1 protein-coding gene and 1 pseudogene are annotated in these 1,541 nt (G+C 66.1%); both read left to right on the top strand.

From position 1 onward, the window contains the following. On the top strand, window positions 1–1,002 hold a 1,002-nt coding region (locus tag A5782_RS26395; RefSeq protein ID WP_197694066.1), incomplete at its 5' end, for a hypothetical protein. Between the two features lie 2 nt (window positions 1,003–1,004). Then, window positions 1,005–1,541 (top strand): annotated as a pseudogene (locus tag A5782_RS01210) (hypothetical protein); the annotation flags it as partial.

Genomic DNA, 1,541 nt, shown 5'->3' with positions numbered 1-1,541 from the left:
CCGAACGAACCTGACCGCATCATCGACGCACAGTTCGGTCGCACCGACGCCGGGCGGATCCTGCTGGAAGCCGACTACACCATGAAACAGGCCACGGCGAAGCTCGTCGACCCCGCCACGGCGGACGGCCGCCAGTTCTTGGATGCATTGAAGGGCTCGAAATGCTTTTCCCCGCAACGGAAGTGGATTATTCCGTTGCCGGCCAGCGTGTCCGCGCAGGGCGACTCGATGTACATCCTGGACGCTCCGCTGGATGTGAAGCTCGAAATCGAGGGGATGGACTTGAAGCCGGGCATCGGCTGCCCGGCACAGGACGCGGGAATCACCCGCCAAAACGACGATCTGTACCGGACGATGATTTTGCCGAAGATCGTGGACGAGGTGAATCACGCGCCCGAGTACGCCGATCTGCGCCGCGTGTATGCGAGCCGGATCGCCGCCGAGTGGTACCGGCAGCGCAGCGCCACCAAGGCCACCGCCTACTCGAAAATCGTGGACTCGGGCAACATCGACGCCTGGACCACAAAGGAACCCTTCAGCCCGCAGGAACTGTTCAACCGGTATCGCAAGTCCTTCTACGAGGGAGACGCGACTTACACCTGGCAGACCGGTGATCGCACCACCTGGAAGCTGACCATCGGCGGCGTCGATTTCACCAACATCCCAATGGTCAACATGACGCCGAAGGACTTCGCCAAAGACCATCCGACCCTGCCCGCCACCGCCAGCGGCTCCCTGTTCGGGCCCCGGCTGCAGAGTTCCGCACAGCACAATTCCTCGCAGCAAGTGTGGCTGGGCGGCCTGACCAGTGCGCGACCCATGAGCCAGGTATGGAAAGGCGATCCCGGTGTGCTCATCCCCATGCCGAAGTCGGTGTTCGGTGCGTCGTTGAGTCCGCTCATGTACGCAGCGATCGTGTTGCCGTTGGCCGCCTGGATCGGTGTCGGGGGCGCGCTGTGGTGGCGCCGCAGGCGCGCGGCGGGCTTGCCGGGGAGGCGCTGACGATGTCAGACCATTCCCAGGATCCGTTCTTCGATCCCTTTAGCCCCGAACCGGTTTCGCCGGTGCCCCCGTGGGGTCAACCGTCTTCGCCTGACCTGCCACCGCCTGCCGCGCCGCCACCCACAGCCGCGCCGCGACCACCCGTCGCACCGTCAGTGTCCGTCCGGCAGCCGCCCCCGTACGCCCGGCCCCCGGCGTCGTCCCACAAGAACGTCGCCGGGTTGTCCCCGGCCACCGTGTTTTTCGGTAGCTATGTCTTCGCCGGAATCGCAGCGCTGTTGTTGGCGACGGCGATCGCCGTGCTGGTGGCGATTTCGGATTTCCGTGCGCGCGGTAGTACAGCCGGGCCGTTGATGGTCGCCGCCGCGACCGGGTTGGTCGTCGTCGCCGCGTTGGTGGTGTCGCTGGGCGTGCTCGACGATCGCGGGCGCGGCTGGGCCCGAATCGCGACCTGGGGCGTCTGCGGCCTCGGAATATGCGCGGGCGTGGCGATTTTCGTCCTCGGCCCGGGGGAGTCCGTGGCGTGGTTCGGCCAGTTG

Origin of the sequence: Mycobacterium sp. 852002-40037_SCH5390672, from assembly GCF_001665875.1 — a bacterium.
Taxonomy (GTDB): Bacteria; Actinomycetota; Actinomycetes; order Mycobacteriales; family Mycobacteriaceae; genus Mycobacterium.
Note: the sequence above shows the minus strand (reverse complement) of the source record. Positions and strands in the feature narration are given on the sequence as shown.